This window comes from Oryzomicrobium sp., assembly GCF_021287045.1.
Lineage (GTDB): Bacteria > Pseudomonadota > Gammaproteobacteria > Burkholderiales > Rhodocyclaceae > Oryzomicrobium.
On record NZ_JAJTBG010000008.1, the window covers coordinates 85048 to 110728 of the forward strand.

The 25681-nt window shown below is 56.7% G+C and carries 20 protein-coding genes and 3 pseudogenes; 13 read left to right on the forward strand and 10 right to left on the reverse strand.

Annotated elements, in window-relative coordinates; translation table 11 throughout:
* Nucleotides 1–56 precede the first annotated feature (56 nt).
* The 3 genes from LWW89_RS10545 (at nt 57) to LWW89_RS10555 (ending at nt 2925) form a co-directional block, all read left to right on the forward strand.
* Entirely contained in the window at nt 57–998 is a 942-nt protein-coding gene (locus LWW89_RS10545) for a chromate resistance protein ChrB domain-containing protein (protein ID WP_293263945.1), read from the forward strand.
* A gap of 33 nt (nt 999–1031) precedes the next feature.
* Nucleotides 1032–2204 carry a chromate transporter gene (locus LWW89_RS10550; protein WP_293263946.1) on the forward strand — a complete coding sequence of 391 codons (1173 nt, stop codon included), beginning with the start codon at nt 1032–1034 and terminating at the stop codon, nt 2202–2204.
* 328 nt (nt 2205–2532) lie between these two features.
* On the forward strand, nt 2533–2925 hold the full coding sequence (locus tag LWW89_RS10555; protein ID WP_293263947.1) for a CzcE family metal-binding protein: 393 nt from the start codon (nt 2533–2535) through the stop codon (nt 2923–2925).
* A gap of 66 nt (nt 2926–2991) precedes the next feature.
* Here the strand turns inward: LWW89_RS10555 and LWW89_RS10560 are convergent, their stop codons facing one another.
* The 10 genes and pseudogenes from LWW89_RS10560 to LWW89_RS17555 form a co-directional block, all read right to left on the reverse strand.
* Complete coding sequence (locus tag LWW89_RS10560) at nt 2992–3648, reverse strand: isoprenylcysteine carboxylmethyltransferase family protein (RefSeq protein ID WP_293263948.1); 657 nt, start codon at nt 3646–3648, stop codon at nt 2992–2994.
* Nucleotides 3638–3889, reverse strand: a complete 252-nt coding sequence (locus LWW89_RS10565; protein ID WP_293263949.1) for a DUF2933 domain-containing protein — start codon at nt 3887–3889, stop codon at nt 3638–3640. Before LWW89_RS10565 ends, LWW89_RS10560 begins: the two co-directional genes overlap by 11 nt.
* Nucleotides 3890–3970: 81 nt before the next feature.
* Nucleotides 3971–4231, reverse strand: coding sequence for a hypothetical protein (locus tag LWW89_RS10570; RefSeq protein ID WP_293263950.1), 261 nt, complete (start codon nt 4229–4231; stop codon nt 3971–3973).
* 148 nt (nt 4232–4379) lie between these two features.
* Complete coding sequence (locus LWW89_RS10575; protein ID WP_293263951.1) at nt 4380–6707, reverse strand: heavy metal translocating P-type ATPase; 2328 nt, start codon at nt 6705–6707, stop codon at nt 4380–4382.
* A 9-nt stretch (nt 6708–6716) separates the two neighbouring features.
* The gene (locus LWW89_RS10580; RefSeq protein ID WP_293263952.1) at nt 6717–7124 is read right to left on the reverse strand and encodes a cytochrome c; all 408 of its coding nucleotides are present in this window, start codon (nt 7122–7124) and stop codon (nt 6717–6719) included.
* Nucleotides 7121–10246 (reverse strand): efflux RND transporter permease subunit, encoded by a 3126-nt coding sequence (locus LWW89_RS10585; protein ID WP_293263953.1) that lies wholly within the window; start codon nt 10244–10246, stop codon nt 7121–7123. The genes LWW89_RS10580 and LWW89_RS10585 overlap by 4 nt, the downstream gene beginning before the upstream one ends.
* Nucleotides 10247–10258: 12 nt before the next feature.
* The gene (locus LWW89_RS10590) at nt 10259–11866 is read right to left on the reverse strand and encodes an efflux RND transporter periplasmic adaptor subunit (RefSeq protein ID WP_293263954.1); all 1608 of its coding nucleotides are present in this window, start codon (nt 11864–11866) and stop codon (nt 10259–10261) included.
* Nucleotides 11863–13131, reverse strand: a complete 1269-nt coding sequence (locus tag LWW89_RS10595) for a TolC family protein (RefSeq protein ID WP_293263955.1) — start codon at nt 13129–13131, stop codon at nt 11863–11865. The genes LWW89_RS10590 and LWW89_RS10595 overlap by 4 nt, the downstream gene beginning before the upstream one ends.
* Nucleotides 13132–13166: 35 nt before the next feature.
* Nucleotides 13167–13502 (reverse strand): copper-binding protein, encoded by a 336-nt coding sequence (locus tag LWW89_RS10600; protein ID WP_054620182.1) that lies wholly within the window; start codon nt 13500–13502, stop codon nt 13167–13169.
* A 274-nt stretch (nt 13503–13776) separates the two neighbouring features.
* Nucleotides 13777–14241, reverse strand: a pseudogene (locus LWW89_RS17555) (cytochrome c); the annotation flags it as partial.
* 149 nt (nt 14242–14390) lie between these two features.
* Here LWW89_RS17555 and LWW89_RS10605 point away from each other — a divergent pair.
* The 10 genes and pseudogenes from LWW89_RS10605 to LWW89_RS10640 all read left to right on the forward strand — a co-directional run bounded on the left by LWW89_RS10605 (nt 14391) and on the right by LWW89_RS10640 (nt 25454).
* A complete protein-coding gene (locus tag LWW89_RS10605) occupies nt 14391–15068 on the forward strand; it encodes a heavy metal response regulator transcription factor (protein ID WP_293263956.1) in 678 nt (225 codons plus the stop codon).
* Nucleotides 15065–16465: a heavy metal sensor histidine kinase gene (locus tag LWW89_RS10610; RefSeq protein ID WP_293263957.1), complete on the forward strand. Its 1401-nt coding sequence runs from the start codon at nt 15065–15067 to the stop codon at nt 16463–16465. The genes LWW89_RS10605 and LWW89_RS10610 overlap by 4 nt, the downstream gene beginning before the upstream one ends.
* 136 nt (nt 16466–16601) lie before the next feature.
* Complete coding sequence (locus LWW89_RS10615) at nt 16602–17015, forward strand: transcriptional regulator (protein WP_293264153.1); 414 nt, start codon at nt 16602–16604, stop codon at nt 17013–17015.
* Between the two features lie 223 nt (nt 17016–17238).
* A complete protein-coding gene (locus LWW89_RS10620; RefSeq protein WP_293263958.1) occupies nt 17239–18285 on the forward strand; it encodes a TnsA endonuclease N-terminal domain-containing protein in 1047 nt (348 codons plus the stop codon).
* Nucleotides 18282–20654, forward strand: coding sequence for a hypothetical protein (locus tag LWW89_RS10625; protein ID WP_293263959.1), 2373 nt, complete (start codon nt 18282–18284; stop codon nt 20652–20654). The genes LWW89_RS10620 and LWW89_RS10625 overlap by 4 nt, the downstream gene beginning before the upstream one ends.
* Before the next feature lie 3 nt (nt 20655–20657).
* Nucleotides 20658–22160, forward strand: coding sequence for an ATP-binding protein (locus LWW89_RS10630; RefSeq protein ID WP_293263960.1), 1503 nt, complete (start codon nt 20658–20660; stop codon nt 22158–22160).
* A gap of 25 nt (nt 22161–22185) precedes the next feature.
* Nucleotides 22186–22668, forward strand: a pseudogene (locus tag LWW89_RS17560) (TniQ family protein); the annotation flags it as partial.
* Between the two features lie 66 nt (nt 22669–22734).
* Nucleotides 22735–23958 carry a hypothetical protein gene (locus tag LWW89_RS10635; protein WP_293263961.1) on the forward strand — a complete coding sequence of 408 codons (1224 nt, stop codon included), beginning with the start codon at nt 22735–22737 and terminating at the stop codon, nt 23956–23958.
* Between the two features lie 77 nt (nt 23959–24035).
* Nucleotides 24036–24476, forward strand: a pseudogene (locus LWW89_RS17565) (TniQ family protein); the annotation flags it as partial.
* Nucleotides 24477–24497: 21 nt separating this feature from the next.
* On the forward strand, nt 24498–25454 hold the full coding sequence (locus tag LWW89_RS10640) for a TnsD family Tn7-like transposition protein (protein ID WP_293263962.1): 957 nt from the start codon (nt 24498–24500) through the stop codon (nt 25452–25454).
* The last annotated feature ends 227 nt before the right edge of the window (nt 25455–25681 follow it).

Below are 25681 nucleotides of genomic sequence, written 5' to 3' on the forward strand. Positions count from 1 at the left end.
ATAACTATTTCGTTTTTGTAGCATGTAGTTCACATGATGAATTGCGTGTTACAGAAATGGATTGGCTACTTTTCATTGCAACACTTCCTGGCCAAGCCGGCAGCCTGCGTCTGCGCTTCTGGCGCCAACTCAAGGGCATCGGTGCCGTCAATTTGCGGGATGGGGTCTACCTCTTGCCCGCCCAGGAATCTTTGCGCCCCGTACTGGCCTCTCTGCGAGACGAGTTGATCGCCGCCGAAGGAAGTGCGTGGCTTGTCGATCTCCCAAGCCAGTCACCCGAAATGGAGCTGGCCTGGCGCGCCCTGTTTGATCGTAGCGAGGCCTACCGGGAATGGCGCACCGCCTTTGGCGCATTCTCCGATAGGCTCGCTGAAGCACCTGAAACGGAGGCCCGGCGACAGGTGCGCCAGATCCGCAAAGATCTTGAAGCCATCGCCACCATCGATTTCTTTCCAGATGACCAGCTCGACATTGCGCGCCGGGCCCTGGCTGATGCCGAACGGCGGCTAACCCGCCAATTCGCCCCCGACGAGCCCGAGGCCGCCGAGGGGCTCGTACCGCGGCTCTCGTTATCCAACTACCAGGGGCGTCTATGGGCCACGCGTTCCCGATTGTGGGTGGACCGTATTGCCTCAGCCTGGCTGATCCGCCGCTTCATTGATCGTGACGCCCGCTTTGTCTGGCTAAAGGACACCAAGGACTGCCCGCCGGATGCCCTCGGTTTTGACTTCGACGGGGCAGCCTTCACCCATGTTGGCAACCTCGTCAGCTTCGAGACCCTACTGGTGAGCTTTGGCCTTGATACCGACCGCGGACTGCTCCGCCTTGGGGCCTTGGTGCATGGACTTGATGTCGGGGATGGCATGACGCCCGAAGGCCAGGGATTCGAGGCCATCCTTGAAGGTGCGCGCCAACGCCATACCGACGACGACCGTCTCCTGGAGGAGATCAGCCCCGTGCTCGATTCCCTCCATGCCTATTTTTCCCTCGGGAAGTAAGGCGTTGTGCCGGAGCCATTCCGTGAGGTTGCCATGAACACTCAGACCAACAGCCCGAACTACACCCTGTGGCAGTGCGTCCTGTACTTCCTACGCTTGGGCGCACTTGGCTTCGGGGGGCCCGTAGCCTTGGTCGGCTACATGCACCGCGATCTTGTCGAGCGTCGTGGCTGGATCAGTGACTCAGACTACAAGGAAGGCCTGGCGCTGGCTCAGATGGCACCGGGCCCGCTCGCGGCACAACTTGCGATCTATCTCGGCTACGTGCATTACCGCATTCTCGGCGCGACGCTCGTCGGTATCGCCTTTGTCGTGCCTTCGTTCCTGATGGTGGTCGCCTTGGGCTGGGCCTATGTCGCCTTCGGTGGCCTGCAATGGATGCAAGCCGTGTTCTACGGTGTCGGTGCCTCCGTGATCGGCATCATCGCCATCAGTGCCTACAAACTGACCAACAAGAGCATCGGCAAGGACAAATTGCTGTGGGCGATCTATCTCACCCTGGGGGCCGTCACGGTCATCACCGAGTCGGAGATCGCCTGGCTGTTCATCGCCGCCGGTCTCCTCGTCTGGTTTTGGCGCGCTCCACCTGAGTGGCTCAAGAAGGGAGGCGTTGCAGCGGCGCTCTCCGGGCAGTTGCCGCCTGCCGCAGGGCTCGCCTCGTCCTTCGACCCCGGCCTGCTAACCCAAATCGGTCTTTTCTTCGCCAAGGCCGGCGCCTTTGTCTTCGGCTCGGGGCTGGCCATCGTGCCCTTCCTTTATGGCGGGGTGGTGACCGAGTACCACTGGCTCAACGACAAGCAGTTCGTCGATGCCGTGGCGGTGGCCATGATCACTCCCGGCCCGGTGGTCATCACCGTCGGCTTCATCGGCTACCTAGTAGCGGGACTACCCGGGGCCTGCGTGGCAGCCTTGGGAACCTTCCTGCCGTGCTACCTGTTCACCGTCATCCCGGCGCCCTATTTCAAGAAGTACGGGAAGCTGCCCGCCATCGTCGCCTTCGTCGATGGCATCACGGCGGCAGCAGTCGGCGCCATTACGGGATCGGTGATCGTTATCGCCCAGCGCTCGATCACCGACATCCCCACGGCCCTACTGGCCATCGGCACCACGGCCCTGCTGTGGAAGTTCAAGAAGCTCCAGGAGCCGGTCATCGTCGTGGCGGCCGCCACCATCGGACTGGCCCTGTATCCGCTGATGCACCATTGACAAGACGAAGGGCACTCATTGAGCGGTCTTCGTTGTCTCCACCGGTAGTCGCCAGCTTTGTAAAGTAGCGCAGATCGTTGCTCAGTAATTTGTATCGCGTGGATTCATGGCTATGCCGTAAACCTAAGCGAGAAATTCAAGTCATTTTCAACTCTGCGCCAAGACGGAATGTTTAAGCCGATCCTTACACCACTGTTAGGATTCAATTGTTTTTTTTCCAAACTGTAATTTTTAAGCAATATTTTTGTGGGGCTCCGGTTTCTATGATTTGTGCGTGACAAGTTGATTCCATTTCACATACACACGCTTACTTCATATGGAGATCCCCATGAAAACTCAGACTACAAAATATTTGGTTGCTGCCATCTTCGCCATTGGGGGCACTACCAATGCTCTTGCTCATGAAGATAGCTCTGAGGCTGGTACATTCCATTGGCTATCTCATGTCGGCGAGCAGAGCGCCCAAGCCCCGGCGAACCAGCAACAACCCGAGGGCTACTCCGTTTCCGCACCTGCAAACCGAGTTGTGACTGTCACGGATGACACGAAATACCTGAATGCAACCCGCTTGGAGACGGTTGAAATCAGGGTCGGCGAGAAATCTGTGACCTGGTTCTTCGACACGCTTGGACTTCAAGTCTTCCCGCTTTCAAAAATCATCTCTGGCGCAGAGAGCGTTACGGTCTATGTGGCTGAAAACCCTGCCTACCAAGGCGGCTAAGGGGTTTAAAAAACTAATCCTGTATAAAACAATGGGCCCCAACGAGGCCCATTGTTTTATCTTTATTTATTGCATTCCGACAGGAGGAGACGCCCCTTTTCTTGGAAACCAAGCTGGAGTGGATTGCATGTAACTCCTATATTCCTCTCCGAATTCTTTCAACGCTTCATGCTCTTCCTTTTTCGCCAACCGCGTATATGTGATGACCAGAATCGGGAACAGGATGAGTGTCAGAAGGGTAGGCCATTGCAAGAGAAAACCCACCATAATGATAATAAAAGCCAAATATTGAGGGTGCCGAACCCGGGCATAGGGGCCCTGATTGGCCATGCGATGGTGACGCTGTGCGCTGTAAAGCACTGGCCAGGCCTTAGCGAGTAGCCAGAATCCACCGAAGATAAAAATTGTCGACAGGAGATGGAAAGGTCCCCAGTGAGGGTTGGACTTCCACCCAAACATCAGTTCGAGAAGGTGACCGGCATCATGTGAAAATGGATCGATGCCTGGAAAGTGCTTGGACAGCCAACCTGACAGCAGATAGATGGTCAGCGGGAAACCGTACATCTCGGTAAAGAGCGCCACGATAAAGGCCGAAAACAAGCTAAACGTGCGCCAATCCTGGCTCGTGCGTGGCTTAAAGAAGCTGGCGGCAAAAAGGATGAAAAACGCCGAATTCAATGCCACTAGGGCCCACAAGCCATAGTCTCCCGTATCAGTGCTCATGATTGCCTCTCTTCGATCTCTGAGAGTCTTGTGGGTGGTGTCCATGGTGGCGATGCATGAAGAAGTGCATCAGCGGACAGGCCAGAAAGAGCAGATAGGGCAAGATGCCGAAAAGATGGGCGCGGTGTTCCGTAAATAGGTAAAAGGCAGCAATAGCCGCAAAGGCCCACCAGACCCATACGACCCCCCGATGGCCGCGCTCCTGATCGCCATTGGGCTGAGACTCGGGTTCACCGGACATGAATACTCCTGGTATATAAACGCGGGAGGCCGCCTGCATTAGGCGAGGGGGCTTCGCTATACCGAGCCCCCTCTCGAGGCATTACTTGCCGTCGCGCGGGTGGTAGTGCTTGTCTTTCGCCGGCATCTTGCGTTTTTGCTCCCCAGGTTTGGCGACCGGCTTCTGCGGCACACCCGTCTTATCTTCGACATGGGAGTGGTGCTTCATGTCCATTCCCTTGTCTGGGGACATCATGGGCGCGTCGGTTCCCATGGGTTTGTCGCCTTCGGCGGCGTGTGCTCCCAAGGCGATGGCGGAGGTAGCAAGAAAGGTAGCAGTAGCAAGAGTGGCAGACAGTTTCATGACAGATCTCCTAAGGTAAGTTGAGCTCTGACCTTCTATAAAAAGAGGGGCAGACCCACGAAGCATGGTTCCGTCTGACCGCCACAAACATGACGCAACGATTACATTTCTGTCAGCCGGATTCGGTACCGTTCGGGTACCGAAATAATCAGACACCTCGCAGACGTAACGCGTTTCCCACGACGCTCACCGAAGAAAGGCTCATCGCAGCCGCGGCGATGATGGGAGAAAGCACCAAACCAAATGAGGGGAACAGAATGCCAGCCGCGATAGGCACCCCCAGCGCGTTATAGAGAAAGGCGAATGCCAGGTTTTGTCGCATGTTGCGCACTGTCGCCGCCGACAGTTGGCGTGCACGAGCGATGCCGCGCAAATCCCCCTTCACCAGGGTGACCTGGGCGCTGTTCATCGCCACATCTGTCCCGGTTCCCATTGCAATCCCAACATCAGCCTTGGCCAAGGCCGGAGCGTCGTTGATGCCATCACCGGCCATCGCCACCACTCGGCCCTCTGCCTGGAGGCGCTCAACCAGCGCCAGCTTGTCTGCAGGCTTCACTTCGCCGTGAACCTCGTCAATGCCCAATTGATCGCCAACGGCGCGGGCAGTGGTAAGGCCGTCTCCCGTTGCCATGACGACCCGCAGGCCGCTCTGGCGCAAGACGGCCAGCGCCTCCGGCGTGCTGGACTTGACCGGGTCGGCAACGGCAAGCAGCCCCATCAGCGCACCGTCGGCGGCCAGGTGCATGACGCTCGCACCCGAGCGCCGAAGGGCTTCCGCCTCGTCCCGCAACGATTCGACCACCACGCCGTCCTGTGCCATCAAGGCACCATTCCCCAGTGCCAAGCGCTTGCCGGCGACCACCCCCCGGACGCCGATTCCCGACGCGGATTCGAATCCCTCGACCTTGTCGAGGACGAGCCCCTGCTCTCGTGCCGCTCGCACGATGGCATCAGCCAGGGGATGCTCACTACCTTGATCCAGGCTGGCAGCAAGGCGGAGCACATCATCCCGGTCGATGCCCGGGACTGGGATGGCGGTCTGGAAGGCAGGGCGCCCTTCGGTCAGGGTGCCGGTCTTGTCCACGATCAGGGTGTCGATGTCACGCAGACGCTCGATGGCGGCGGCGTCACGAAACAGTACCCCCTGGGTGGCGGCTTTTCCCGTGGATACCATGATCGACATAGGAGTGGCCAATCCCAAGGCGCAGGGGCAGGCAATGATCAGCACGGCCACCCCGTTGATCAGGCCGAACACCCAGCCCTGCGGACCGCCCAACAACCCCCAGGCCAAGAAGCTCGCTAGGGCGATCAGTACCACCACAACAACAAAGTAGCCCGCCACCACGTCGGCCAGGCGCTGCATGGGAGCCTTGGAACGCTGGGCCTGGGCGACCATCTGGACGATCTGGGCCAGCATGGTTTGGGCGCCGATTTTTTCCGAGCGCATCACTAGGCTGCCCGAGGTGTTGATGGTGGCGCCGATAACCTTGTCCCCTGGGCGTTTGGTGACGGGCAGAGGCTCCCCTGTCAGCATCGATTCGTCGATGGCGCTGGAGCCTTCGGTAACTACCCCATCCACCGGCACCTTCTCCCCTGGACGGATACGCAGGAGATCCCCAACATGAACATGCGTGAGTGGGATGTCTTCTTCTCCGCCATCAGAATTGATCCGCCGCGCCGTCTTCGGCGCGAGGCCGAGCAAGGACTTGATGGCCGCAGAGGTCTGCGAGCGAGCCCGCAATTCCAGCATTTGGCCCAGCAGGGTGAGGGAGATGATCACCGCGGCTGCTTCGAAATAAACGCCAATCCGGCCATGAGCACGGAATGATTCTGGGAAAATGCCCGGAGCAAAGGTGGCCACCACGCTGTAGAGGAAGGCGGCGCCGGTACCCAGGCCAATCAAGGTCCACATGTTCGGGCTGCGCTGAATAACGGACTGCCAACCACGGACGAAGAATGGGCTACCTGCCCACAGGACGATGGGGAGACTGAGGATCAGTTCTGCCCAGGTCCTTAGGGTGACCGGGAGCATTTCGAGGCGGTGCCCGGCCATGGCGAGCACCACCACGATGATGGTTAGAGGCAAGGTGGCCCAAAAGCGCCGACGGAAGTCATGGTATTCGGCGTTGTCTTCTCCTGCCTCAAGGTTGGGAAGGACTGGCTCTAAGGTCATACCGCACTTCGGGCAAGTGCCCGGTCCAGGCTGGCGGACCTCCGGGTGCATCGGGCAGACGTACTCGGTTCCTGCCGGAAGATTCTCTACCGCCACATCTGGCATCGGGTGGAGATAATGCCCGGGGTCCGCATCGAACTTGTCCTTGCACTTGCTGCTGCAAAAGCGGTGCAACGTGCCGTCCAACCAGGACTCATGAGGCGATTCCGGCTTCACCGTCATGCCGCAAACCGGATCAATCACCGCTTTCGACGGAAGGGGTGAATGATGATGCCCCTCGTGGTGTACATGGTCTGCGCTCATGACTGCTCCTTACTGGATACCTACCTTGCGTTGCTCCACGCGAACATAGGCGGTGATATGGGCCACCTCATCAGGAGAAACTAGAGGAATCGGCGCCATGTCACCAAATGCCCAGTGATGGGCACGGACGCCATTCTTCGCCGCCAGTTGGAACGCTGCGTCGCTGTGGTGCGCGGGCTCGTAGATTTTGTGCAGGAACGGTGGGCCCTTAGCGGACCCCTGCAAATCGACGCCATGGCAACTGGCGCAGAATTTTCCATAAAGTCCTTTCCCCACTCCGGGGTTCGGCATCAACCCCGGACTAGGTTTGGGCACGGCGTACGACTGAGCCCAGGCACCTTGTCCCAGCATCGACATCAGGATAAGGCCGAGCCCGAAGCAGCGTAGCCGGTGGGAGGAATGTTGCTGCTGTGTCATTGCTCAATACCTCGATTCAAGCGCCACTGCTTAATGAGGGCATACAGCGCCGGAATGACGGCCAGGGTCAGTACAGTGGAAGAAATCATCCCCCCAACCATGGGGGCTGCAATGCGGCTCATGACCTCGGACCCCGTGCCGGTGCTCCACATGATCGGGAGCAAGCCTGCCATGATGGCGACGACCGTCATCATCTTAGGGCGGACCCGCTCCACGGCACCTTCCATAACAGCCTCGTAGAGATCGGCAACACTTGGCGTGCGGCCAGCCAGACGGCTCCGCTCCTTGATCCCTTCCCAGGCGTGGTCCAGGTAAATCAGCATCACCACACCGGTTTCAGCGGCAACCCCCGCCAGGGCGATGAAGCCCACGGCAACAGCCACTGACAGGTTGTAGCCAAGCAGCCACATCAGCCAGACTCCGCCAACTAAGGCGAAGGGCACAGACAGCATGACGATTAGGGTTTCGGTGAGGCGTTTGAAGTTGAGGTAGAGGAGCAGGAATATGATCAAGAGAGTGACCGGCACCACGATCTTCATCTTCTCGATGGCGCGCTCCATGGATTCAAATTGGCCGCTCCAGGTCGCGTAGTAGCCAGCGGGAAACTTGACCTGTTCATTGACGACACGCCTGGCTTCCGCCACATAGCGACCGATATCCCGGTCCCGAATATCTACGTAGATGTAAGCGGAAAGCAGGGCATTCTCAGTCCGAATACCGGGGGCGCCCTGGGCAACTTCGACTCGCGCCAGTTGCCCCAACGGCACCATGGCGCCATCCGGTGTTGGCACCAGCACTTCCCGGGCGATCTGCTGAGGATCGGAGCGTAATTCCCGCGGGTAGCGAACATTCACCCCGAAACGCTCCCGGCCTTCAACCGTCGTGGTGACCATTTCCCCACCAAGCGCAGTGCCGATCACGTCCTGCAATTCACCGACACCGAGGCCGTAACGGGCCAGTTGCTCCCGGTCCGGTTCGATGTTCAGGTAGTACCCACCGGTGATCCGCTCGGCAAACGCGGAGCTAGTCCCCGGGACCGTCTTTACTACTGCCTCGATTTCCTTAGCCAGACGCTCCATCTCGGCAAGATCTTTACCGAACACCTTGATGCCAATGGGTGTGCGGATACCGGTGGACAGCATATCGATCCGCGCTTTGATCGGCATGGTCCAGGCGTTGGAGACGCCGGGGAATTGGAGCGCTTTGTCCATTTCCGCGATGAGCTTGTCGGTGGTCATGCCCTTACGCCATTCCGATTCCGGCTTCAGGTTGATCACGGTCTCGAACATCTCCGTCGGCGCCGGATCAGTGGCGGTACTTGCCCGTCCAGCCTTGCCGTAGACCGATTCGACTTCAGGGAAGCTCTTGATAAGCTTGTTCTGAGTCTGCAGCAACTCGGCGGCTTTTGTGATCGACATCCCCGGCAGGGAGGCCGGCATATAAAGGAGCGAGCCCTCATTTAAGGTCGGCATGAACTCAGAGCCCAGGCGGGACGCCGGATAGATCGACAATGCCAGGATTCCTACAGCCACAGCGATGGTGGTTTTCTTCCACTGCATCACCCCGGCGATGATCGGCCGGTACAGCCAGATCAGGAAGCGGTTCACCGGATTCTTGGCCTCCGGCATGATCCGCCCACGGATGAACAGCATCATCAGGACAGGCACCAGGGTGACCGAGAGGAAGGCCGCGCCGGCCATGGCGAAGGTCTTGGTATAGGCCAGCGGCGAGAACAGCCGACCCTCCTGGGATTCCAGGGTGAACACCGGCAGGAATGAGACAGTGATGATCAGCAGCGAGAAGAACAAGGCGGGGCCCACTTCCTTGCATGCCGAAATCATCGCCTCGGTGCGTGACTCCCCTTCCTTGAGGCGCTCCAGGTGCTTGTGCGCGTTCTCGATCATGACGATGGCCGCATCGACCATGGCACCGATAGCGATGGCGATCCCCCCCAGGCTCATCAGGTTGGAATTCATGCCCAGCAGGCGCATGGCGATGAAGGCAATCAGCACGCCCACCGGGAGCATCAGGATGGCCACCAGGGCACTGCGGACGTGCAACAGGAAAACTATGCATACCAGTGCGACGATCAGGCTTTCCTCAAGCAGAGTGTGCTTCAGGGTCTCGATGGCGCGATGGATAAGGTCGGAGCGGTCGTAGACCGTCTGGATGCTGACGCCGTCGGGCAACCCAGAGGAGATTTCACCGATTTTCTCCTTGAGGTTGTGGATCACCTCCAGAGCATTCTGGCCGTAGCGCGCCATGGCGATCCCAGACACTACTTCGCCTTCACCGTTGAGTTCGGTCAGGCCGCGCCGCTCGTCCGGGGCCAGTTCAACCCGAGCGATATCCCGAATCAAGACGGGGGTGCCCTTATCGCTTTTGACGACAAGGTTCTCAATGTCACTGGCACCGCGCAGGTAGCCTTTGCCACGGACCATGTACTCGGTCTCGGCCATTTCAACGACACGTCCGCCGACGTCACGATTCGAGTCGCGAATGACCTGGGTCACCTTGGCCAGGGGAATGCCATAGGCGCGTAATTTCACCGGATCCACGGTGACCTGGTAGGTCTGTACAAAGCCGCCAATGGAGGCCACCTCGGCCACACCGTGCGCTTTGGTGAGTTGGTAGCGGACGTACCAGTCTTGCAGGGTACGCAATTCAGCCAGATTCTTGTCCTTAGCCAGCAGGGCGTACTGGTAGACCCAGCCTACCCCCGTAGCATCGGGACCAATCTGTGGTGTGACTCCCTTGGGCATGCGGCCTGAGGCGAAATTCAGGTACTCGAGCACCCGGGATCGGGCCCAGTAGATATCGGTGCCGTCCTCGAAAATGATGTAGACAAAGGAGGCGCCAAAGAAGGAGAAGCCCCGCACCACCTTGGACTTCGGTACCGACAGCATGGCTGTCGTCAGGGGATAGGTGACCTGGTCCTCTACCACCTGTGGCGCCTGGCCTGGATACTCCGTGTAGACGATGACCTGGACGTCCGATAGATCAGGCAAGGCATCCAGGGGCGTGCGCAGGACGGCAACAATGCCTGCGATGACGATGAAGAGCGCCGCGAGTAGAACCAGGAAACGGTTCCGCCCGGACCAGTCGATGATTTTGGCGAGCATGGCGGATTCCCGTCAGTGGCCGCGATGGGCAGAGGCGGGAGCAGCTCCAACCGTATTGCTGCCTGCCGGCTTGGCTGAGGTGATGACCCATTCGCCTGGCCCTCGCTCGACAAACTCGAAGGTGATGTTTGCGCCAGGACGTAGCGTTTGGAGCAGAGCGTCATTGGCCACTTTGAACTCCATGGTCATGGCTGGCCACTTGAGCGACTCGACCGGACCGTGGCTAACACTGGCCGTTCCAGCCTTCATATCGATCTCTTCGACGGTGCCCGTAGCGTGATGGCCCGTTGATGAAGCACCTTGGGATTTGCCTGCATCGCCATGGCCCGCGTGACTGAAGTTGCCGACCGCCGCCTTCAGGTTGCTTTCTGCATCGATCAGGAAGTTGGCGGCAACGACAACGCGTTCCCCTTCCTTCACGCCTTCGCGAACCTCGACAAAATCGTTACCACGATTGCCAAGCTTGACCTCGCGTGGTTCAAAACGCCCTTCCTTGGCTTCAACCAGGACGATCTGGCGCACACCACTGTCGATCACGGCAGAGAGTGGGACTGTCACCACCGCTGTTTTGGCTGAGTTGCCAGCAGCCGGCAATTCAACCTGCGCGAACATGCCGGGCTTGAGCAAGATGCCCGGGTTGGGCAACTCGATCCGTACCGGTACTGTGCGGGTTTCCGCCTTGAGAGTGGGATAAACGTAGGTAATGGAGCCTTCGAAGGTTTTGTCCGGATAGGAATTAATCCGGACCTTCGCTTTTGCACCTTGCGTGATTTGTCCGATATCCTGCTCGAACACGTCGGCTACGACCCAGACCGACGACAGATCGGCGACCTGATAGAGAGCCTCGCCCGGCATGAAACGCATGCCTTGCACAGCTTTCTTTTCCGTCACGATTCCGCTGACTGGCGCACGAAAAGTAAGCGTCCGTCGAACCTCGCCGGATTTGGTCAGGGCCTTGATCTGCTCTTCCGAGACATCCCAGTTGTGAAGGCGCAGCAAGCTCGATTCCGCCAGCTGTTTCATCCCAGCCTGCGTCTCCGCACTTGCCTCCTTCAGTGCCTGGACACCTTGTGCGGCAATGGCGTATTCCCGTTGTGCAGAGACGAGCTCAGGGCTGTAGACCTCGAACAGGGGCTGGCCTTTGGCGACGGGCTGCCCCGTCGTGCTGACATGGAGGCGCTCGACATAACCTTCGAATTTTGGGGTTATGGCATAAAGACGCCGCTCATCCGGCTCGATGCGTCCGGCCGCCCGGATCAAGCGTTCCAGGGTGCGCAATGTCGCCGGTTCAGTGCGCACGCCTAGCTTCTGGATCTTCTCCGTACTGATCCGTATCTGGTTGGCACCGGAGGGTTCCTCATCCTGCTCACCTTCATAGACCGGGATGTAGTCCATCCCCATGGGGTCTTTTTTCGGCACAGGCGAGGTATCTGGCAGCCCCATGGGATTGCGGTAATAGAGGACCTTGCGTGATTTGGATTCTCCGGCAGCCCCCCCGGCTTGGCCGACGGCGGTGATTTCGTGGCCAGTCATGTTGCGTGCACCAACCCAATAGCCTGTCGCAGCAGCCAATACGGCAACAGTAAGCACGCCGGCGGCCAGCTTGCCCCCTTGCTTCATAACCCCTCTCCCAAAAGACGCTCGATTTCTGCCAGGCGGACTTGGCCGTCAGCCTGGGCCTTGATCTGATTCTGTTTCGCCACGCGAATCTGACGCTGTGCGTCGAGGAGCGTGGCGAAATCGACTTTCCCTGTCTCGTAGCCGGCAAGTGCGGCTTGATAGGTCAGCTGGGCTTGCGGCAACAGGCTGTCGTTGACCAGGGTTTCCGTTTGGCGGGCTGCGTCGATACCCGATAGGTTTTCAACCAAGTCGGCCAGCACCTGGTTGGCAGTGGCGTCCCGTTTCAGCTTGGCCGCGGTCAGCATGGCTTCTGCCTCTCGCTCCTGGGCACGTCGGGAGGATTGCTGCAGGGGGATGTTGAGTTCGACCATGACCTCCCATTCCTTGACCGCGTTCTGATATTGGATGGGAGACACCCCCAAGGTGAAGTCCGGGTAGCGGTTCTTGTAGGTTAACTCTCGGGTTTTTTCGGCCGCCTGAACCTGTGAATTCGCGGCGTAGAGCAAAGGATTTCTCCCCCGTACCCGATCTTCCAGGGCGGCGTATTCGAGCTTGGCTGGTGCGGGAAGCTTGCGCAGGGCCTCCGGCTCGGCCAGCGGAGCGATGGCTGGACGGCCAAGTAGGGCGTTGAGGCGAGCTTGAAGCTGGCGGCGTTCACTAGCCAGCGCTACCAGTTCGTTGCGCATGCCCGTCTGTTCGACCTGAGCCCGGACGACATCCTGCTGGGCCGCAAGTCCTCCGGCATAACGAACCTGGGCTACTTTCTCCAGACGAACCATCAAATCCAAGATTTCCCGAGTCAGTCGCTCGTTGCGGCTGAGGTAGTACAACTGGGCGTATAGCGTTTTGACCTTAGTCGATATTTCCGTCCAGCTACCGAGCGCACGCCCTTGGGCTCCTTGTGCCTCAAGCTCGGCAATTTCCCGCTTCAGATCGCGCTTACCGAACCAGGGGACATCCTGCATCAGGAGGTACCGGGTACTGCCAACCCGGGTCGGCGCAAGCGTGGCATTTTGCTCCCCCATCCGGGTGATATCCCGAAGCTCGGTCCTCAGCTTGGGATCCGGCAGGGCCCCTGCCGGCACCACCCGCTCTGTCGCAGCCTCCGCCTCATAGCGGAACCCGGCGTATTCAGGGTTCTGTTCCTTCGCGATGGCCAACAGGCTATCAACACTAGCCCCCGGCGGCTGGGTTTCTGCCTGGGCGGCAGTCCACCAGAAACTCACCAGTACAGCCAGAGCCAGGGGACGAACAGTGGTTTTCATTTTTCTTCCTTGAATCGCCGGGCAAAGCGAGAACATCAGTTAGCAGGTTCCAGCCGAGTAACTGTCATGGCGCCATCGATCTGAGCTGAGGCGAAGCGGACTTTTTGCCCTTCTTTCACCTTATTGGCCCAGGATGGATCTTTCAGACGGAACGACATGGTCATCGCCGGCATACCGTTGGGTAGCGGGCCATGAGACAAAGTAATCTTTCCTGCGGCCTGGTCGACCTTCTTCACCGTGGCGTCAGCCAGGGTTTGTCCCGTACCTTGGGAATGCATCATCCCGTGATCGCCATGCTCAGCTGCAAGCGCGGGGTTAAATGCGGCGACCGACGCCAATGCGAAAAGGGAGGTAGCGAAGAGGCGCTTCATGGACAACTCCAGGAGGAGAAAAGGGTCCACGAATTCTGGAGGTGGCATCCAAACAACAGGCTGACGCACGGATTACATTTCTGTAATCTTCGCGTTCCTTGGATTGGCCCTAATGCGCGTGATGAGCGTCGGGGTGGGGGTGTTCATGGCGGCCATGATCCTCTGGGGCGAGGGGGGCATGCTGATGCACATCTGCACCTGAGTGGGTGTGCCCATCACTGGCAGAGACCAGCTGCCGATACTGGAAGGGGCTGAGTGTGGGCAAGGCGTTGAGGAACGCCACGAGATCCCAGATCGACTCATCACCAATACCTCCCTTAGACCAGGCGGGCATCGCCGATCCCACGATGCCGTGTTTGATGATCCAAAACTGGCGCCGAACTCCGGAATCACCAGTTGCGACCTGAGCAAGCGAGCCCAACTCCGGAGGCCGGGGGGATAAACCCCGGCGGATTTCACTGGATGCCATCCCCGGTCGAAGGTGACACTCCACACACATCGCATCATAGTTACCGGCACCACGCCGTATGCGCTCATGGTCCGACAAATCCTCAGGCAGGCCGATGTCGGCAGCATGCTTTGCGATGGAGCGCTCACGGGCCCAGGTAATAAAACGAAGCACAGGATATGAGTGCGGTTCGTCAGCTGACACGTTGAGCCTCCCACTCCATACGACGCCGATAACTGCTGCCAATACCAATCCCAGCCCCAGCACTATCCCCACGATCACCTGCCGCATCGCAACCCCTCATGCCACCTAAGCCTGCGTATTGTCCGTAGGGGGATTAACGGAGAACTGACCACAGGATTACATTTACGTAATCTAGTCCCTAGCGCGGATATGAAAACGGACAATGAGGCTTTGGGTTCAGTGAAGGCAGTGCGGCTATGAAAGTGCTAGTGGTCGAAGACGAGTTGAAGACCGGTGACTATCTCCGCCAAGGTCTGGTGGAGGCCGGGTTTATCGTGGACTTGGCACGCGACGGTCTTGATGGTTTGCACCTGGCGCTGACGGGGACGTATGACTTAATCATTCTTGACGTCATGCTGCCTGGGATTGACGGATGGCAGGTCTTGCAAGGGGCCCGCCGTGCAAACAAGGAAATGCCGGTATTGTTCCTGACTGCCCGCGATGAGGTCGCCGACCGGGTCAAGGGTCTGGAGCTAGGTGCTGATGACTACTTGGTGAAGCCTTTTGCCTTCTCTGAACTGCTGGCCCGGGTTCGAACCCTGCTCCGGCGTGGGAGTAAGAACAGGGAGGCGGAAATACTCAAAGCCGCCGATCTGGAATTGGATTTGATACGCCGACGCGTGGTCCGCGGTGGGCAGAAGATCGATCTGACGGCCAAGGAATTTGCACTCCTTGAATTGCTGCTGCGCCGTCAGGGGGAAGTACTAAGTCGATCTCTGATCGCCTCCCAGGTGTGGGACATGAATTTCGACAGCGACACCAACGTGATCGAGGTTGCTGTACGGCGCCTCCGGGCCAAGGTGGATGACGATTTCCCTCTGAAACTGATCCGGACAGTGCGCGGCATGGGCTACGTTCTGGAGAGCGTCGAGTGATCTTCCTCGCGCCAAAATCTCTCACCTTTCGCCTGACGCTGCTCTTTGCCACCGTCTCAACGATCGTTCTCCTGCTTCTAGGATTGCTCATTGGCACCCTGGTGGAGAAACACTTCGAGGAGATGGATACGGAGGTTCTTACTGGGAAATTAGAGTTTCTCAAACATGCGCTAAGTGGCATCCAAACCCAGGAAGAGCTCAACGAGCTTCCACACAAGCTCAATGACGCGCTGAATGGGCACTCCGGTCTTGAGGTGGCTCTCTACCTAGGGGAGAAGAAGCCGCTCTATCTAACCGGTAGCACCATGCTACCTGATGCACTCTTGACCCCTGAGCAACGTGCACGCCAACAACCCTACCTGTGGGTGGATGAGGCGAACATGTCATACCGGGGCATTTCGGCGGATATCCAGACCAGCATTGCGGATGCCCCCCCCATCATCGCTGTAGTAGCCACCTCGCTGCGCATGCATGAGCACTTCATGGAGTCATTCCGAACTACGCTTTGGACCGTCATGGGGTTGGCTGCATTGCTTACCGGCTTTTTGGGTTGGTTGGCCGCATGGAGAGGATTGGCCCCCCTTCAGGATATCCGGCGTAGTGCGGCTGCCATTACCGCCGACCGCCTGAATCAGCGGCTTGCGGCAAATGACTTTCCACTCGAACTGGCAGAGGTGGCAGAAACCCTGAATGCCATGCTGGCCCGATTGGAAAGCTCTTTCCGCCGGCTCTCAGACTTTTCATCCGATCTTGCCCACGAGCTCCGCACCCCTGTCAGCAACCTGCTTACGCAGACCCAGGTGACGTTGAGTAAGGCCAGAACGCTCAGCAAATATCAGGATGTTCTTGCATCCAATTCGGAAGAGTTAGAGCGCCTTTCACGCATGATCGCGGACATGCTTTTCCTCGCGAAATCCGATAACGACTTGATTGCACCCAACCGCAAGGAAGTAGATTTAGCGGTCGAGGTCCAAGCTCTGTTGGAGTTCTACAGCATCCTTGCTGAAGAAAAGGACATCGAACTTTCCCTCGAAGGAGGTGGAGGCATCGTCGGTGATCCGTTGATGCTCAGAAGGGCAATTAGCAACCTGCTATCCAATGCAATCCGCCATACCCCCGAGCGAGGGAAGGTGGTAGTTCGCATCGGACAGAGGATGGATGGAGTGACACTATCTGTTGAGAACACCGGACCCACCATTCCTTCTGAGCAACTCACCCGCTTGTTCGATCGCTTCTATCGGGGAGATGCGGCAAGGCAACGCACAGGGGATGGAACAGGTCTCGGGTTAGCAATAACGCAGTCGATCATGCACGCCCACGGCGGGAATGCCACAGTGGTGTCAGTGAATGGCCTCACCAGGTTTGATCTAACGTTCTCATCTCACACGAAGCTATGACCGTGTCCAGCCACGACCTAGCTCGTCTTGTGGTTCATATGCACCAGCCTGCACGTTTGACATTGTCAATAAATTTTCTACTCTACCTACAGTCATATGTTGCTACGACCAAGGTAGGTTGATGAGTCCATTTGCAATGACACTACGAGAACTGCGCACGATGAAAAGATTGCGCCAGTCCGAAGTTGCAGAACTGCTCGGCTATGAACAAACCTACATCTCGGCTTTGGAAATCGGGATCAAGGGGCCCCCGCCCGAAGTTTTTCTTGAACGCGTAGTACGCGCACTCGATCTGGATGAGTCCTGGAAGAATCGGCTCCGTGAGGCGCACGACGCGTCTCAACGTCGCATCGTGATTCCCGCTGACGCCCCGGAAAGCGTCTTCTGGATGGTGAATGAATTGAGGCAGCAGATTGATCGGCTGCATCCGGCGCAGATCGAATTGATTCGAGCCGCCCTGAATTTCACACAGGCGATCACCGTTGAGCCCGTTCCCATAGGGCGCCTTCGTCGGCGAGCGAGCGACAAAAGCCGAAAAGGGAAAAATTAAAACGGGACAGGCATTGCGAGCCTGTCCCGTTTTTTTTTGATAGTAGCAAAGCTACATCATGGTCGCTCTCGGAGCGACTCTGCACTAACTGAGAGCATCAACGCTGTTTCGTTCTCAGGCTTGTTTACGCTAGGTGTTAAGCCGTTTTAAGGACGTAGCCACGTCCGAAACTGGACGTTCGTCGCAACATGAACAGACGAACTGGACACTCGGAGGCGTGCAAATGGAACTTGCTGAGCAGGTCGAGTGGGATATCAGCAAATTGGTTGATAAGCATCGAAGCGCTGCCCCCCAAAGTCTATCTGACAAGGAAGGGCTGCAGCACTGGCTCAGCACCGACTCGCCAAGCAGCACGTTGAAAAAGCGCCGATGTGTAATGACGTGGGACAAGCTCATTAAGCGTATCCAGCATGGATACGGCATGGGGCACGGTGCTGACTATCAGCCATGGCTGACCCTCCGTCGCAAGAATTCGTCTCGTGAATCCAATCAAGTTGCAGCACACCTGCACCCGCTACATCGCCCCGGATATTTCTTTTCCCGTGGCGAGTATCAGATCGCGCTCTTACTCCTGTGGTTGGGAATTCATGATCTCCGGGAGCAGTACCCCCTTTGGCCAATTGCTCATCCTCACCCTTTATATGGCGCTCCAGGAACAGAAGGGCTCCAGCTCGGGTACTGTAGCGGCCTCCTCGACATTGCGACGGAAGCAGGAATCGAACACGGTCACTTCCCTGGCTCCGATATCCCCTACGTCGCCACAATCGACTTTCTCGTCACCATCCGAGACAACAGCGGATTTGATCTGATTGCAATCTCTTGCAAGCCGATTGAGGATCCGAATCAAGCGGTCAAGTGGCGAACACTCGAACGCTTGGAGCTTGAGAGGCGCTATGCCGAACGCAATGGAATCCGCTACCTCATCATCAGTTCGCGCTTTGTCCCGATTTTGATGGCGGGACAACTGGAATGGTGCATGGAGCGCGCCACTCTAACCGATGCCCCACACCTCGCTGCATGCGTTCACGGATTTTCTCGGGAATTCGCATCAGCTCCGAATCTGTCAGTTTCTGATGCTGTTGCTCTTGCCTCAGAGAGCCAACAGCTATCTCTGGAAGAAGGTTGGACGGTTTTTCGTCACTGCGCCTGGACTCAGGCGATCGACATCGATCTTTCTACCCCGCTGTTGACCTCCTACCCTGCACGTAGGAGTGGTCGGACGCTACGCGAACATCTGCGGCGCTCACTATTCGAAGGGAGCTCAAAATGAAGTCCGTCAGCGTAGGCTTCATTTTTAGGGTACTACAGGACTCCCCCCATATTTCCCGCGGCCTGTATCGTGTTGTAGACAAATTGGGGGCCAAGGACAGCCCGGATCTTCCTCTCGTAATCATCAAAATTCCGGAGCCACCTCCGCCGCGGGAGATTGGAAAGAAGCAGCCAAACTACTACGCAAAGGGATTCCAATACATACGTCTGGATACTTTGTACGGCCTGCTAGATGAACGGAAGGTGCACGAGTCCGAGGGACCCACAATCCCGCCGTGGTGGGGAAAATCCGATGCGGAGCTGCTGGCCTCTTGCCCGAGAAAACGATGGGTAACAGCAGGCGAAGAGCTCCTCACCCCAGAGATCCAAAAGCGGGAGGTGAAATGGCACCTGATTGAGCCGCTGGTCGCAATGGCAGAGGCGGGGACAGTGCCGAGTCTTGCCGAATTGGATGCGCACGTTCCTGCTCGAGCACGAGAAGCCCAGGTCGGTGCTAACCAAATTTACGACGCGTTACATCGCTACTACGCTTTTGGCCAGAATAAGGACGCCTTGCTTCCCAATACTCCCAACAGTGGGGGCAAGGGTAAGTCACGCTACGGAAAGAACGGCGTCCGCCTGGGCGCCCCCAACCAGGCAAAAAGAGTCGGAGAGAGCAAGTTGGCGGGAAGAATCTGCGATGAGCAGGACCGCCAAAACATTCGTGATGGCTACTTCATATTCGCCCGGCCAGGGGTATCAAAAAAAGAACAATTCATTGCTTTCAGTTCGACCTTCTACAGCGATGGTTACAAGCATGAGAATGGCCGTCAGCTTCCGCTCCTACTACCGGCACACCAACGCCCCACCGAACGCGAGTTTTTCTACCATGGACCGGATAGCTCGGACCGTGAGACGACTTTAGTCCGGATGATGGGGGAAGGTGAGTGGGCAAAAAACTTCCGCCCGCTAGTGGGTTCGGCACGCGACGGTATCCATGCAGTCGGACAGGTCGGATCGATCGATGCCTCACCGATCGACGTGAACCTGGTGGCTTGCTTCGATAGCACCCGTCCGATCGGCGTACCTCGTGGTCTCTTCGTTCGAGAAGCCTTGTTCGGCCTTTGGTGCGGCGCACATAACGTCATTGGAGGCCCCTGCACGGCAGACGCCAACCTGACTATCCTGCGTGCGGCACTCAGCAAGGAGAAGATCCTCAATCGGCTTGGTTTAACCGACATTCCCCCAGACGATTTCCCGAGCTTTCTTTTCACTCGCCTGCTATCCGACAACGGCGAACTTCGCGCAATAGGAGGCATAGAAGCATGTGCGAAGAAAGTTCGCGTCTCGATCGAGTTCATCGAAAGTGGACGCGCCGACAGAAACTCACCTTCAGAAGGCGGCCATCACGCCCGACACGCTGGAATCGATCACAAGCTGCCCGGAACAACCTACGGTCGGAGGCCGAAACGCGGCGAGACGCTACCAATCCGCAAGGCACTTCTGTCTTTGTTCGGTTACGAACGTTTGTTGTGGCAATGGATGCATTGGGCCAATACCAAACAGCGGGTACCGCATCTGGTTCCAACCGAAATGAAGCGTGCGCTGGCAGGGCAAGCTTTCAATCCAACCCGGATTGAAATCTATCGATGGGCGGAGAGGGAAGGATACGTCAGTAAGCGGCCGGTCAATGCACTGTATCTGCGCTCTAATCTCCTGCCTACTTACACAGCGAGCGTCCAGCGGAACGGACTGGTTCTTCATCGACCAGGTTCCGGCAATCGTGTTGAACTGCTCAACGATGCGCTCTTCAGTAGTGATTACATCGAGCAGTCGTGTCTGTATCACAACTTCGCACCCAATGAGCCCCGGCACGTAGAAGTGAGAGTCGACCCAAACGATCTTTCTGAGATTCTTCTTGTTGATGCTCAGGGAATTCATACGATTCCCAATATCTCTCGCGACGTGATCGTGGCGCGTGAGTATTACGTCGCGGACTTAATCGCAAGCAACGAAGCAAATCGATTGAATCGAGTCGAAACAAAGTCCGAGGACGACCAGGCGATGTCTGACCAAAGAATGATCAGGTTAGCCGAGATCGAGGACGCCCGGGCAAGACGGCAGACAACCGAAGCAGAAGCCCCTCGACCAGGAGCCAAAGCTTCGCGGGAGCGTGTGCGCGAAAACCAGCGACAGGAAAAATGGGCACAACTCGACGAGGCTACAAGACGAGCGGCAACCCTGGCTGCTGCACCAGCCACGGAATGGCGGGAGAGTCAGCCCAATGCCGTCGGGCAGGCTGCGAGCAACGTCGTTTCGATCAGTTCAGCATCAAAACTAAAAAATGCGCTGAGTGAGCGACTGACAAAGTTTCAGGATACGGGGCACTGAACCATGGCGATAGGACTCGGACAGTTCACCGATGAGAACCATCCGTTCTTGTCCCCCTTGACAGCTGCGCTCCAGGTTGACGATATCTTGCCGCGCATCCGGTATTCACCGCTCGATGGAATCGATGTGGCGACCCTAAGCAACAGCGAGCGTCACGTCTTGCTCGATCTTATGCAAGAACGACTGTTCGAGCCGACAACGGCCACCTTGGAATTAACAACCAGGCTATTCCGCATGATTCGTCGGGGTTATTTATCGAGAGACCCACGGGAATTGAGCGTGCGGAAGGAGACGATAGCAGTGGCCGGATGTCGCGGAAAACAGCTATCCGAGCTTCCATCGTTTGACGCCTACGCCCAATGCATCCGTGTATCCGGAGAGACGGGAACGGGGAAAAGCTACGAAATTAAGAATTCGCTTCGACTGCTGCCGCAGTGCTTCGTGCACCCGGAAAATAAGGATGCAGGCTGGTCGCACTTAGTACAACTCGTATGGTTGTATGTCCCCATGTCACATGACGGCACACTTGGTGGGCTCTTGCTCAATATTCTCTGCGCAATCGATGAAGCAATCGGGACCAGCTATTCGACGCAACCATCTCTAATCCGCCTGAGTAACGAGAAACTCGCCGTCCACGTCGGCATCATTCTCAGAATCCATGCAGTCGGAGTCCTGGTGATTGACGAACTTCAACAGCGCAATTTCTCCAGAATGGCGCATGGCGGCCTAGCTGCACTGTTCTTTCTCCGTCTACTGAACTTCGGGATACCGATAGTCCTGATGGGCAATCCCTACGGTCTCGGGGCATTGGATCGCTATTCTCAGGATGTTCGGCGCACGAGTTCGGCCGGATCGTTTGACTTCGAACCCATCGGGCTGAATGAATTTGATTGGCACAAATGCATTGCGCCGGGCGTGTGGCGTTACTACGTGCTTCCCGAGCCGATGACTTTCAGCGATGAAGGGGGCGAAATCCTCTTCAAATATAGCGGCGGCTTCCGTGATTACGCATGCAGGATATGCCATTCCGCGCAACGGCTTGCTCTTGACTTGAATGATCGAGCCCTCACCCTGGAACATCTCGAGCAGGCTTATGAAGGCGCTGATTTCTCTCAAAAGGATCGCGATCTCATCGAAGGGTTCGCCAATCGAGATCCGATGCGTCTGCTGGATTTTGAGGACGTTCGCTGTGAGCACTATGCCCGCAAATGGGGATTGGTGCCGGCCAGGCCGAAGAGTGTATCCCCAGAGACAACTGTCGAGTACTACGGTGGCAAGTCGTTTCAGCCTACCGAACCTGAATCAGAGTCCCTGAATCCAGTTCGGCGAACGAGGAACCCCCATGCCCGAGAGCAGGGTATCGCAAAACAGGTTGTTGCAAAACGAGCCAAGACCAACAAAAAACAAGCCATGGCGAAAGCCGAGTGCGGCGACGACGACCTTCGCAATGACGGACTAAAGAAATTCCTGATCAATGGTTTTGACACATTCCGAAATGTTGCCTGAATCACCCTCATAGAAGGGAGCCCACATGCGTCCAGCCTACGTCGGTAACCAATCCGCTTCTGCGGCCACGATACTCCGTAGCAAAAGACCAATTCTGCCGTTTTTCCCCGCATCACTGCCCGATGAATCCTTGGCGTCACGCATCACAAGATTCCACATCGAGCGAGGGAATGCCACTAGTCGGGAAACTTACTCAGAGCTGTTCAGTACATCGCCGTTTGCGATGTCCAACCTGTCCATTCCGCGAATCGAAGCACTGGCACAAAGGCTTCCCGGTGACCCGCATGTCAATCTAGAGAAACTACTCTGCGAAGGCACTTTACTCCCCATTAGCAGACTCTTCGCTTCGGGCACGACAAATAGGAATTCAATAGATTACGGTCGACGGAGCGCAGGTGAATCGGGATCAACCCGAATTTGCCTTCAATGTGTGAAAGAAGATGTAAGTCAATTCGATACAGCCTACCTCCATCGATCACACCAAATTCCGGCCGTGAGCGCCTGTTGGAAGCACGGTCAAATATTGCTAGATCACTGCCCAGAATGCGGCTGCCCGATCGAATCGCCGAAAGATATGACGCTCTCCCCCTGGCAGGGCTGCTATTGCGGATACCGTTTCGAGCTTGCCGAGCCAGGGGAGTCTGATTACGTCGCATCCAGTACGGAAAAGGACATCGCGAGGTTTGCGAGCTTCGTGTTGGCCCACATACCGCAAGGACTGGTCGTCAATACCCTGCCCAGGCTTCTGCGCGAAAGAGCGCTCGAGATGGGGTTCCGCCGCGGCAAGGAACAAGTCGACCGGCGTAGTCTTCAAACTGCCATGGAATCGCACTACACGCCGACGCTCCTGGCGCAACTGGACCGCGCGTACGCAAATGGGAAGACCAAGCGATTGCTTAGCTTTCTCGGAGTAACAGGAGTGGCCATTGAAATCCCTCTGAGTCGGCTCCTATTGCTCTCAAACTACCTATTTCAGGACGCAGAAACATTTCTGGCAAAGCTGACGTCGATCCAGCCCCAAGTTGCTGGCACCACATTCATTCAGCCCCCCTCTACCGGCTTGCACTCTGCAATCCCAGTGAATCGCAATACGGACGGACTGAATACCCTTGTCGAACGATTAGCGATGACTGCAATAGCCGAAGACTTGTCTATCAAGGATTTGTGGCGCCAACACTACGGAGCTATGAAACGAATTACCGTTGCTGGATCAAAAAATGGCATAGAGATACTAAAGAAGGCCATCGACAGGCATAGCTCTAAGTCTGCTCAAAAAAGAGGAAGGTCGTCAGCTAAGGTGCATTCGAGGGATGCTGACTGGGCAGAAGAAATTAAAAAGACAGCCACTCGCCTCTTTAACGAGGCCGGGCGACCAACTCGAGTTTCGTTTGCATCACTGGTCAAAAACACGGAGATGCGGCCAGTCACTTGGCCAGATGCCATCTCCTTTCCACAAACCCGCGCAGCATGCAAGACATTGCAGGAATCCCAGTGGCACTTCTATGCACGTCGAGTCATGTGGGCGATGGCTCGACATCATGGGGAAGCCGTTGCCCGGACCGTTATCACTGAGGCCACCGGGCTCGAACATCACCGGGTGACTGATGTTTATAACTATCTCATTGCATCAGCCATTGTTCCCATCGCCCCTTTTACGACACAACTGGCGGCCAATGGAATAACTCGTGATTGGCTAGGCCCTTGTCCTGGGAAAACGTATCAAAAGGTAGGACGTGGCTATCAAAAAACAGGGGTAAGGATCTCTTATACATCGCCAGTATTCGCCGGAATGGCATGACGACACCGACTATGGCGGAATTCCTGAACGCCAACACTGGCCTATTCGATGATCTACCAATCAACCTTCCCTCGTTGATGGAAGGTGAGACTTTGTATTCTTGGTGTGCGCGGTACCACCGGCTAAGCGGGAACGCGATGACAGGACATTCATACGCCCAGCTATTCGGAACTCATCGTCCCTCACTAAAGCATGATTTCCCAAAGAATCTGTCGGAGCTTTGCAAGAGGACTCGCAGCTGCCTAGGCACTCCGGAAGCGTTGGCATTGGAACGAACGCTGCTGGGATATTATGCGCCATTCATTTCCTCGCCACGCTACCAGCGAGCGTTAGAAGCTCTTTGCGATCTGCGAATGACGGAGCCAAAGCACCTGCTTGGATTGATGGCCAGTCGTGTCGGTGCGTCTCATCCGCTAAAAGCATGTCCCAAGTGTATACAACACGACTTGGATGAATTGGGATTTTCTCGGTGGCTTATGGAGCATCAGTGGCCATCCGTCTGGATTTGCCGGCGCCACGACACCCCGCTCCGACACCTGGTGGGCCACTCGCAGCCACGCCAACTTCGAGATTGGACTCTGCCGGAGGATCATTCCAGTGGCGAGTGGGAACACCTGCCAAGACTCAGGGCTGCTTCGATCGAAAAGCTGGCACGTATCGCTTCGATAAGTGCGAGCATAGCCCAGATCTCAGTCGCCTTTGATGATGAACGCCTAAGAATCGCATATCGGCAAGCCGCGCAAGATCGCGGATGGGCCGCCTTTGATGGATCGCTCCGCACGTTGGTGATGATGCGGCATCTAACAGCGGGTTACCGCGAGCTCGCAACCATACCGGCTTTCAACTTTCTGGCCGATGCTGACCAAAATGACGCGGGGGTCATTGGTTTGTTGACCAGACGTTTCCCCGGGCTGCACCACCCAGTAAAACATGCTGTTCTGATCGCGTTCCTATTTGACTCGGTAGAACATTTCATTGACACATATCGAACTGCTGCGCAGGAAAAAATTTCCAACGGAGCTGATACCGTAGTTGGCAATTGCCGTGAGGCTTTGCGGCGTCTAGTTGAGTTCGAAAAATGGTCGGTGAGCCGTGCGGCCAAAGCAACAGGGATACCCCTATGCCAAGCATGTCGGTGGCTGGAGTCGATCGGTGTGCCATACAACCACCGGCCTCGAATGCTGAGCGACCAGACAAAGGAACAGCTCAGAAGTATGCTGATTGCCGGCGACGATTACGGGCAAATCGCGGAGAGAACAGGTTTGAAGAAGAGCCTTATCCGAGCATTTGCAGCATCAAATAAAGCTTTACGGGATGTCTGGAGAGTACGGCGATTTGAGTGCCTGCGTGATCGCCATAGAGCCCATGCCCTAGAATTGTTCAATACGATGCGAGGGGTATCTATCACGGCATTGAAATCTGTACGGGGGAATGGATTGATGTGGTTGGAACGCCATGATCGCGCATGGCTCACGAAGACCATTCCCACACTTTGAGTATCTTGAAATCAAAGCTCCGTCCGACACCCTGTAGCTACGAACCAAACAATAGTCTCTTGAAAGCCTGAAAAATTAATCAATTACATCCTCGCCCAAGGTCTAAAAACTTAGGGAATTGAACTCACAATCTGAAACACTGACTGCAACCACATGATATTATGTGATTTCAAGAATTTATTGAGCGAGAACAGGCAGCAATAAATTCTAACGGACAGTAGATGACC

What these genes read in the sequence shown, in the direction of transcription:
- LWW89_RS10545 (WP_293263945.1), top strand. Translation starts at nt 57, where the DNA reads ATGGATTGGCTACTTTTCATTGCAACACTTCCTGGCCAAGCCGGCAGC.
- LWW89_RS10550 (WP_293263946.1), top strand. Translation starts at nt 1,032, where the DNA reads ATGAACACTCAGACCAACAGCCCGAACTACACCCTGTGGCAGTGCGTC.
- LWW89_RS10555 (WP_293263947.1), top strand. Translation starts at nt 2,533, where the DNA reads ATGAAAACTCAGACTACAAAATATTTGGTTGCTGCCATCTTCGCCATT.
- LWW89_RS10560 (WP_293263948.1), bottom strand. Translation starts at nt 3,648, where the DNA reads ATGAGCACTGATACGGGAGACTATGGCTTGTGGGCCCTAGTGGCATTG.
- LWW89_RS10565 (WP_293263949.1), bottom strand. Translation starts at nt 3,889, where the DNA reads ATGTCCGGTGAACCCGAGTCTCAGCCCAATGGCGATCAGGAGCGCGGC.
- LWW89_RS10570 (WP_293263950.1), bottom strand. Translation starts at nt 4,231, where the DNA reads ATGAAACTGTCTGCCACTCTTGCTACTGCTACCTTTCTTGCTACCTCC.
- LWW89_RS10575 (WP_293263951.1), bottom strand. Translation starts at nt 6,707, where the DNA reads ATGAGCGCAGACCATGTACACCACGAGGGGCATCATCATTCACCCCTT.
- LWW89_RS10580 (WP_293263952.1), bottom strand. Translation starts at nt 7,124, where the DNA reads ATGACACAGCAGCAACATTCCTCCCACCGGCTACGCTGCTTCGGGCTC.
- LWW89_RS10585 (WP_293263953.1), bottom strand. Translation starts at nt 10,246, where the DNA reads ATGCTCGCCAAAATCATCGACTGGTCCGGGCGGAACCGTTTCCTGGTT.
- LWW89_RS10590 (WP_293263954.1), bottom strand. Translation starts at nt 11,866, where the DNA reads ATGAAGCAAGGGGGCAAGCTGGCCGCCGGCGTGCTTACTGTTGCCGTA.
- LWW89_RS10595 (WP_293263955.1), bottom strand. Translation starts at nt 13,131, where the DNA reads ATGAAAACCACTGTTCGTCCCCTGGCTCTGGCTGTACTGGTGAGTTTC.
- LWW89_RS10600 (WP_054620182.1), bottom strand. Translation starts at nt 13,502, where the DNA reads ATGAAGCGCCTCTTCGCTACCTCCCTTTTCGCATTGGCGTCGGTCGCC.
- LWW89_RS10605 (WP_293263956.1), top strand. Translation starts at nt 14,391, where the DNA reads ATGAAAGTGCTAGTGGTCGAAGACGAGTTGAAGACCGGTGACTATCTC.
- LWW89_RS10615 (WP_293264153.1), top strand. Translation starts at nt 16,602, where the DNA reads ATGACACTACGAGAACTGCGCACGATGAAAAGATTGCGCCAGTCCGAA.
- LWW89_RS10620 (WP_293263958.1), top strand. Translation starts at nt 17,239, where the DNA reads ATGGAACTTGCTGAGCAGGTCGAGTGGGATATCAGCAAATTGGTTGAT.
- LWW89_RS10625 (WP_293263959.1), top strand. Translation starts at nt 18,282, where the DNA reads ATGAAGTCCGTCAGCGTAGGCTTCATTTTTAGGGTACTACAGGACTCC.
- LWW89_RS10630 (WP_293263960.1), top strand. Translation starts at nt 20,658, where the DNA reads ATGGCGATAGGACTCGGACAGTTCACCGATGAGAACCATCCGTTCTTG.
- LWW89_RS10635 (WP_293263961.1), top strand. Translation starts at nt 22,735, where the DNA reads ATGACGCTCTCCCCCTGGCAGGGCTGCTATTGCGGATACCGTTTCGAG.